Annotated in this window: 7 protein-coding genes and 1 pseudogene; 3 read left to right on the forward strand and 5 right to left on the reverse strand. The window is 74.0% G+C overall.

Going from position 1 to position 7,332, the window contains the following annotated elements; translation table 11 throughout:
* Positions 1-140: 140 nt before the first annotated feature.
* Positions 141-1,472 (reverse strand): aminotransferase class I/II-fold pyridoxal phosphate-dependent enzyme, encoded by a 1,332-nt coding sequence (locus tag JS521_RS10000; RefSeq protein WP_205082356.1) that lies wholly within the window; start codon positions 1,470-1,472, stop codon positions 141-143.
* Between the two features lie 37 nt (positions 1,473-1,509).
* Between JS521_RS10000 and JS521_RS10005 the strand changes: the two genes are divergently transcribed.
* Positions 1,510-2,205, forward strand: a complete 696-nt coding sequence (locus JS521_RS10005; protein WP_205082357.1) for a pyridoxamine 5'-phosphate oxidase family protein — start codon at positions 1,510-1,512, stop codon at positions 2,203-2,205.
* A gap of 34 nt (positions 2,206-2,239) precedes the next feature.
* On the opposite strand, the pseudogene JS521_RS10010 reads toward JS521_RS10005, so the two are convergent.
* From JS521_RS10010 to JS521_RS10020, 3 genes and pseudogenes are all read right to left on the reverse strand, one after another.
* A pseudogene (locus JS521_RS10010) lies at positions 2,240-3,198 on the reverse strand (DMT family transporter).
* A 160-nt stretch (positions 3,199-3,358) separates the two neighbouring features.
* Positions 3,359-4,390, reverse strand: coding sequence for an EamA family transporter (locus JS521_RS10015; protein ID WP_205082358.1), 1,032 nt, complete (start codon positions 4,388-4,390; stop codon positions 3,359-3,361).
* 108 nt (positions 4,391-4,498) lie between these two features.
* Complete coding sequence (locus JS521_RS10020; protein ID WP_205082359.1) at positions 4,499-5,038, reverse strand: Clp protease N-terminal domain-containing protein; 540 nt, start codon at positions 5,036-5,038, stop codon at positions 4,499-4,501.
* Positions 5,039-5,284: 246 nt separating this feature from the next.
* Between JS521_RS10020 and JS521_RS10025 the strand changes: the two genes are divergently transcribed.
* The gene (locus JS521_RS10025) at positions 5,285-5,479 is read left to right on the forward strand and encodes a hypothetical protein (RefSeq protein WP_205082360.1); all 195 of its coding nucleotides are present in this window, start codon (positions 5,285-5,287) and stop codon (positions 5,477-5,479) included.
* 86 nt (positions 5,480-5,565) lie between these two features.
* Positions 5,566-5,997 (forward strand): type II toxin-antitoxin system Rv0910 family toxin, encoded by a 432-nt coding sequence (locus JS521_RS10030; protein WP_205082361.1) that lies wholly within the window; start codon positions 5,566-5,568, stop codon positions 5,995-5,997.
* Positions 5,998-6,326: 329 nt separating this feature from the next.
* Here JS521_RS10030 and JS521_RS10035 read toward each other — a convergent pair whose 3' ends face one another.
* Positions 6,327-6,938 (reverse strand): PadR family transcriptional regulator, encoded by a 612-nt coding sequence (locus JS521_RS10035; protein WP_205082362.1) that lies wholly within the window; start codon positions 6,936-6,938, stop codon positions 6,327-6,329.
* Positions 6,939-7,332 lie beyond the last annotated feature (394 nt).

The raw sequence follows: 7,332 nt of genomic DNA on the forward strand, positions 1-7,332 counted from the left end.
CGGGGCGCAGATGCTGTGCGGTACCCCCCCGGTGGGCCCCGGGTGTGCCGTGGGGGGGGCGCCCCCCCCCCCCCCCCCCCCCCGCCGGGCCGCCGCGCCGGGGCCCGAGGGACAGGCGCCCGGCGCGGGCCCCGCCCGCCTCAGCCGTAGCTGACCGGCCGCGCCGGCCCCGCGGCGGCGGCCACCGCGTCCGCCAGGGGCCCGATGTCCGCCTCGGTCAACGGGGAGACGGTGAGCCGCACCGCCTGGGGCGTGTCCAGCCGGAAGCGGGCGCCCGGGGCCACCGCCCAGCCCGCGTGGAGCAGCCGGGTGGCGGCCCCGGTCTCGTCGCTCACGGGCACCCACACGTTCATCCCGCTGCGGCCCCGGGCGCTGACACCGCGTTCCGCCAGCGCCTGGATGAGCGCGTCGCGCCGGTCACCGTAGGACCGCGCGACCGTGCGGGTGTCGACGGCTCCCGAGGTCCACAGCTGGAGCACGGCACGCTGGAGCAGCCGGCTCACCCAGCCGGGCCCGAGCCGCTGCCGCCCCGCCACCCGGTCGACCGTGACGGCGTCCCCGGTGAGCGTGGCGACCCGCAGATCCGGTCCGTACGCCTTGGCCGCCGAGCGGATGAACGCCCAGTGGGCCGTCGCCCCGGCCAGCGGATGCAGCGGCAGGTCGACGATGGCGTGGCCGTGGTCGTCCTCGATCAGCAGCACGTCGGGGTGACGGGCGAGGACCGCGCGCAGCTCCCGGGCGCGCGGGGCGTCCAGCGACGCACCGGTCGGGTTCTGCGCCCGGCAGGTGATGACGAGAGCCCGCGCCCCGGCCCGCAACGCCCGCTCCACATCCGCGGCCAGCGGACCGGAGTCGTCCACGCCGACCGGTACGGCACGGAGCCCGAGGGCCGGTACGAGGTCGAGCACGCTGCCCCAGCCGGGGTCCTCCACCGCCACCGCGTCACCCGACCTCAGGTGCGCCGCGAGGACCCGCTCGATCGCGTCCAGGGCGCCGGACGTCACGGCGAGCGGCCCGGCGGGCACCCCGTCGGCGTCCAGCGCGGCACGGGCGTACGCGGCGAACCCGGGGACCACCGGGGGCTGCCCGTACAGGCCGTGGCATTCCGCGTCGGCAGCGGCGGCCGCGGCGAGGGCAGGCCCCAGGTCGGGCAGCAGCTCCGGATCGGGATTGCCCTCGCCGAGGTCCCGGACGCCCGGCGGCGCCTCGATCCGCAGGGATCCGCGCGAGGTGCTGGCGGGGGCGGACCGCACCCGACTCCCCCGGCGGCCCGCCGTCTCGATCACCCCGCGCTCGCGCAGCGTCCGGTAGGCGGCCGCGACGGTATTGGGGTTGACCTCCAGACGCGCGGCCAACTCCCGCATGGGGGGCAGCACATGGCCCGGCGGGAGGTCTCCGGAGCCGACCCCGCGCTCGATGCTGGCGGCAATCTCCGATGCACGCCGCCCACTGATCCGATACTCTCCTAGCACAAACAATATTATGCACTAGTGCAATGGAGCAGAGCAAATGCAGCAGACCGCAACGCCCGACGGCGCGGGGAACGGCGTCGCCGCCCCCTACGTGCCCACCGACCGTACGGTCCCCACCCGGTCCAAGGACCGCGCCTCCTACGACCGGGAGCTGGTCCACTCGATCCTCGACGAGGCCTACCTCTGCCACCTGGGCTTCGTGCGCGACGGCGCCCCGGTCGTCCTGCCGACCCTCTTCGGCCGGATAGGCGAGCGCCTGTACGTCCACGGCTCGACGGGGTCACGACCGCTGCGGTCGGCGAAGAGCGCCGATCCGGGGCTGCCGGTCTGCCTGACGGTCACCCATGTCGACGCCCTCGTCCTGGCCAGGTCCGCCTTCCACCACTCGATCAACTACCGCTCGGTGGTGGTGCACGGCACGGCCGTGACGGTGACCGACCCCGAGGAGCGGCGGCTCGCCCTGGACGCGATCGTGGACCAGGTGGTCCCCGGCCGCTCCCAGGACTCGCGGCCCGCCGACGCCAGGGAACTCGCCGCGACGGCGGTGATCCGGCTGGACCTGAACGAGGTCTCCGCGAAGGTCCGCACCGGCGGGCCCAACGACGAGCCCGAGGACATCTCCCTCCCCCACTGGACCGGCATCGTGCCGCTCACCGGGGGCTACGCGGCGCCGGTCCCCGCGGACGACCTCGATCCCGCCATCGGCGTACCGGACTACCTGTCAGCGCTCTGACGGAAGCCGTCCCACCGCGCTCCGGCAGAGGCCCTCACACCGCCACGGGCTCCTTCCGGCGGGCGACCGCCGCGCCGCGCGCCTCCGCCAGAGCCAGTCCGGCCACGGCGGTCAGCAGGAGCAGCGTGCCGAGGACGGTGGCCGCCGTCAGCCGCTCCCGCAGGACGGTGACCGCGATGAGGGCCGCGCTCACCGGCTCCAGGAGCATGATCACGGAGACCGTCGCCGCCCGGACGGCGGCCGCTCCGGCGAAGTACAACGCGTAGGCGAGGGCGGTGGGGACCGCCGCCACGTAGACCATCAGCCACACCACCTGCCCGGTCTCGGCGGTGTGCGGCACCAGCCCCTCGGCCAGGGCCATGGGCAGCAGGCCCACCGCTCCGATGCCGAACGCCCAGGCGCTGGTGGTCAGCGCGTCACCGCCGCCGCCGTCCCGCCCGAGCCACCGGGTGAGCAGGGTGATCGCCGCGTACCCGGAGGCGGACACCAGCGCGAGCAGCACCCCGGCCGGGACGACGTCGCCGCCCTCGCCGCCCAGGACCAGCACGGCGAGCCCGGTCAGCGCGCCGGTGACAGCGGCCAGTCCGCCCCTGCCGAGGCGTTCGCCCAGCAGCAGGCGCGCCCCGAGGGCGATCAGGACGGGCCCGGCGCCGAGCGTGAGACAGTGCCGACGGCGAGGCCGGTGATCTCGACCGCCGCGAAGTACGCGCTCTGGAACACCGTGAGCCCGATGCCGGTGCCGAGGATGCGGAGCAGCCGGCGACGCCGGGGCTCGGGCTCCCGGGGCGCACGGCGCGGACGCAGCGCGAGCGCCCCGGCGAGCAGGACGAGACCGCCCGCGCACCGCCAGAAGGACAGGGCGAGGGGGCCGAGATCGCTGACCCGGAAGATCAGGGACGCGGCCGCGCCGGCGGTGCCCCAGGCGACTCCGGCGACGACGAGGTACAGCATGCTCCGCCCGACGGGCAGCGCGGATGCGACAGGGATGGACATGTGGCTTCTCCAGAAGAAGAACAGGGTGGTGGGTCGCTCGGCTCCGCACGCGGGCAGCGACGAACCGCTCGGGGACTGCCCGAGCCCGGTCTTCGTCAGGAGTTGCCGCGCGCGCTAGGCGACAGGCGGCGGCAGCACAGTCAGATGCATGGTCAGCACACTAATGCGGGGCGCGGTCGCCGGACAACTCGCCCTCGACCGGCCCGGCCACCGCCCCGGTGCCGGTCCCGGCCGCGACCGGACCCGAGGGCGGCTTCGGCGCGGCGGACTGGGCGATGAACGCACCGGTCAGCACGACGAATCCGCCGATGAGCTGCGGCGCGGAGAGATGCTCGCCGAGGAGCACCCAGGCCAGTCCGGTCGCGATGACCGCTTCGAGGCAGGCGACGACCCCGGCCACCTGGGGCGAGAGCATCCGGACCGAGACGACCCCGGTGACGTACGCGAGCACCGTGGCGAGCAGCACGATCCAGCCGAGCAGCAGCCAGGCGGGGACCTCGTTGCCGTTCATGCCCGCGCTACCGCCGAGCAGCGCCCAGTCCATGCCCCAGGGGCGGGCGACGACGGTGAGGACGGCCGCGCCGACGATCAGTCCGTACGCGATGACGCCGAAGGGGTGCGGAGGTTCGGCGTGCCTCCCCCCGCCGTCCGGGGCGTCCTGCCCGCCGTGGTCGGAGAGGACGAAGTACCCCACCTGACAGCAGGCGGCGCCGAGGGCCAGCAGCAGTCCGAGGAGATCGAAGCTGAGTCCGGCCCAGACCTCGACCACGCACGCGAGTCCGCCGACCGCCAGCACCACACCGACGGCGGCGGCCCGGGTGACCGGCCTGCGCTGCACGAAGCGGACCCAGCCGAGGACCAGCGCGGGCGCCAGGTATTCGACCAGGAGCGCCACGCCGACCGGGATACGGGAGATCGACGCGAAGTAGAAGGCCTGGACCCCGGCCACCGCGAACAGGCCGAACCCGGCGAGCAGGGCCGGGCGTTCCGTTACGAGATTCCGGTGGCGCCAGGCGACCGGCAGCATGATGACGGCGGCGCCCGCGACGCGCAGCCAGACCACGTGCAGCGGGTCGAGCCCCGCCTCGATCAGCGGCTTGGCCGCCACTCCCGAACCGCCGAACGCAAAGGCCGAGAGCAGGGCGAGGCCCAGCCCGGCGCTTCTGCCCTGAAACCCCGAAGACGCGTGCATCGGCACATCATGGCAGTAGTCGACAGCACCGTCATCCCCGTGACACCTGTCGAGACGGAGCCCCCGCCGCGCCGCCGCTCCTCGGCCTCGAACAGGCCGCGAACACCGTCAGGGGCGGGACTCCTCGGCCGTGAGCACGGTCACCCGGTCCGCCAGCCACCGCGCGTCCACGCCCCCGCGGGCGAGCACCTCCACCGCACGCGAATCGGCGTCGGTGGCGAGCGCGGCGAGCAGATCGAGACCGGCGGCCCGCGCCTCACCGCGCGACGCCGCTCGGTACAGCGCGTCGTCCAGCACGGCCAGCGCCGCGGGCGACCAGCCGTCGGCGGCCGGGTCGCGTACCACGGGAACGGCCCCGGAGTCCTCGACGGAGCCCTGCCAGCGGAGCCCGTAACCGATGCTGCGCTGGACGAGATAGCCGAGCACCCTGGCCAACTGGGGCCCACCGTCGAAGGCCTCGCGGACCGCGGGGTCCGTCTCGATCAGCGAGTGGAGGAGGTGGGCGGTGTCGATCTGGCGGTCCCCGTCGCGCAGCGCACGCCTGCGCGCACCCGTCAGCACCGATGCCAGTTCGTCGGTGAAGCGGGCATCGGCTTCGGGATGGTTCGGTGCGGGCTGTTCAGGGATCCGCGGCGTCCGGTTTTGCACACCTCTACCCCATCAGTCCCGGGGCCGAAAGGCATCCCCGGGGCGACCCATTGGACATCCCACCGAAGTTGGGGACAGGAGAGTGGTCCGTCATCCTTGCGGATGAGATCGTGCCGGGGGACACGACCATGAGGGCCCCGGGGCGCGCGCCGCCTTGCATCGCACGCCCTCGCGGCAACCGCAGGCCCCCACGCGCACGTCCCTCACGCCACACCGCACACGACGGGAACGGGAGCGGAGGAACGGGTGTTCTGGATGGTCGCCCTGCTCGCCCAGGACGGGCTGCAGTACGTCTACCGCGTGTACGCACCCGACGACGCCCTGCCCGCCGACCTCTTCTGGACGGCCTTCCACTGCCATGACGACGGCCCCCACCCCCGCGCGTCGGACCGCTTCGACGCCGCGGTGATCTGGCGGAACCGGCAGCCCCAACAGATATGACGGTTCATCAGTATTGAATGTTGGCGCGGCCCCCGCTACGTTCCGCGACACCGATACCGATACCGGACGAAACCAGGGGTGGTCGCATGGCTGAAGTCAGCGCCGAGGCGCGTATCGAGGCACCCGCCGAGAAGGTCTGGGACCGCCTGACGGACTTCTCGTCGTACGGGGAGTGGAACGCCACCCACACCAGCTTCCCCGCGGGCGGCCCGGCCGAGCTGAAGCTCGGGGCCTCCTACGAGGAGAACATGAAGCTCATGGGCTTCCCGGCCGAGGTGACCTGGACGGTCGACGCCCTGGAGGACGGCCGCCTGCTGGCGACCCGGGGGAAGGGTCCGATGGGGGTCAACCTGGCCATGCGGTACTCCCTGGCCCCGGAGGGCGACGCCACGACGATGCGCATCGACGGCGAGTTCACCGGCGCGGCGGTCTCCCTGATGGGCGGCAAACTCAAGGACTCCGCGACGGCGGCACTCCAGGAGTCACTGCGCAAGCTGGGCGGGCTCGTCGCCCCGTGATGCACACCCGCACCGGTACGTGAATCTCGCCGCGCCGTGATCCACACCCGCACCGGTACGTGAGGGGGGGCCGCGCCGACCTGCAGCCCCGGGGCGCCGCCCTGGGGGCGGGGCCCCCCCCCCCGGGGGGGGGGGGGGGCCGGGGGGGCGCGGGGGGGGGGGGGGGGTGGCGCAAANNNNGCGGCCCCCGGGCCCCGCGCGGGGCGCGGACGGGGCCCCCTGGCGCGTTTACCCCCCCCCCCCGGTTTCGGTGGGGGCCCCGGGGTAAGGCTTCCCGGGGGGGCCCCTCACGTACCGCCTGCCGCGCCGCGCCGTCCGTCGCGCACGGCTCAGTGCTCGTCGGCGAGGATCAGGTAGAGCTTCTTGCGCGCGTCGTTGATGACCGTCAGCGCCTTCTGCCGCTGATCGGCCGAGCCGGTCTTCCAGACCTGCCCGAACGCGTCCATCAGACCGAAGCCGGCCTGCCGGATCTCGTTGACGCCCTCCCAGTCGACACCGCGCCCGGCCTCCTCCCACGGAGCCTCGGGGCCGGTCTCGGCCTCGCTCCGCCCGGATTCGGTGAGCGTGAACAGCTTCTTGCCGCCCTCGCTGGCGCTGACGATCAGCCCCTCGTCCTCCAGCAGCTGGAGCGTCGGGTAGACGGAGCCGGGGCTGGGCCCCCCGCCCCCGCCGCTGCGCTCGCCGATCTCCTGGATCATCTCGTAACCGTGCATCGGGCGGTCCTTCAGCAAAGCCAGGATCGACGCCCGCACGTCACCGCGCCGCGCCCGTCCCCGACCGCCGCCCCGACCCCGTCCGCCCCCGAAGGGACCACCACCGAAGGGCGGCCCGAACGGCCCGAAGGCGGCCCGCCGGCCGTCACCCTCGCCTCGACCGTGATGACCGGGCCCGTAGTGCCCCGGCCCGTGCTCGTATCCATGTCCGTGTCCGTGTGAACGCATCTCTACGCTCCTTCCATCATTGATCTGTCGCGATGCGTCAACGATATATCGGAAGCTATCGCATGACAAGAACGACGTAACGACGGGACGCCGTAAGGACAGCAGGTACCTCCGGCGCCAGCGGGCCACCCCTCCCCGCAATTGCCTTTCGCCCCCGGCCGCCGGGCGCTAGCGTTCCGGAGACGCGTGACCCACACGGAGCGGAGAGACATGCCCGGTCGTCCGAGCGCGCGCTGACGCCAAAGGCCGGATCGGCCCGTCATCGCGTGCTGCCCTCAAGGTCGCGGCACAGCGAGCCCTTTCCCCGCCCGATGCCCGGGTGCGCCTCCGCGCGCCGGGCCGCGGTTCTCGTTCGGCGACCCCAGAGGTTTCCTGTGCCCTCCCCCGCCTCCCC

The organism is Streptomyces durocortorensis (assembly GCF_016901035.1).
GTDB classification, from domain to species: Bacteria; Actinomycetota; Actinomycetes; order Streptomycetales; family Streptomycetaceae; genus Streptomyces; species Streptomyces durocortorensis.

Excerpts from the sequence above, each read along its gene's own strand:
- JS521_RS10005 (WP_205082357.1), top strand. The coding sequence starts at position 1,510 with ATGCAGCAGACCGCAACGCCCGACGGCGCGGGGAACGGCGTCGCCGCC.
- JS521_RS10015 (WP_205082358.1), bottom strand. The coding sequence starts at position 4,390 with ATGCACGCGTCTTCGGGGTTTCAGGGCAGAAGCGCCGGGCTGGGCCTC.
- JS521_RS10030 (WP_205082361.1), top strand. The coding sequence starts at position 5,566 with ATGGCTGAAGTCAGCGCCGAGGCGCGTATCGAGGCACCCGCCGAGAAG.
- JS521_RS10035 (WP_205082362.1), bottom strand. The coding sequence starts at position 6,938 with ATGCGTTCACACGGACACGGACATGGATACGAGCACGGGCCGGGGCAC.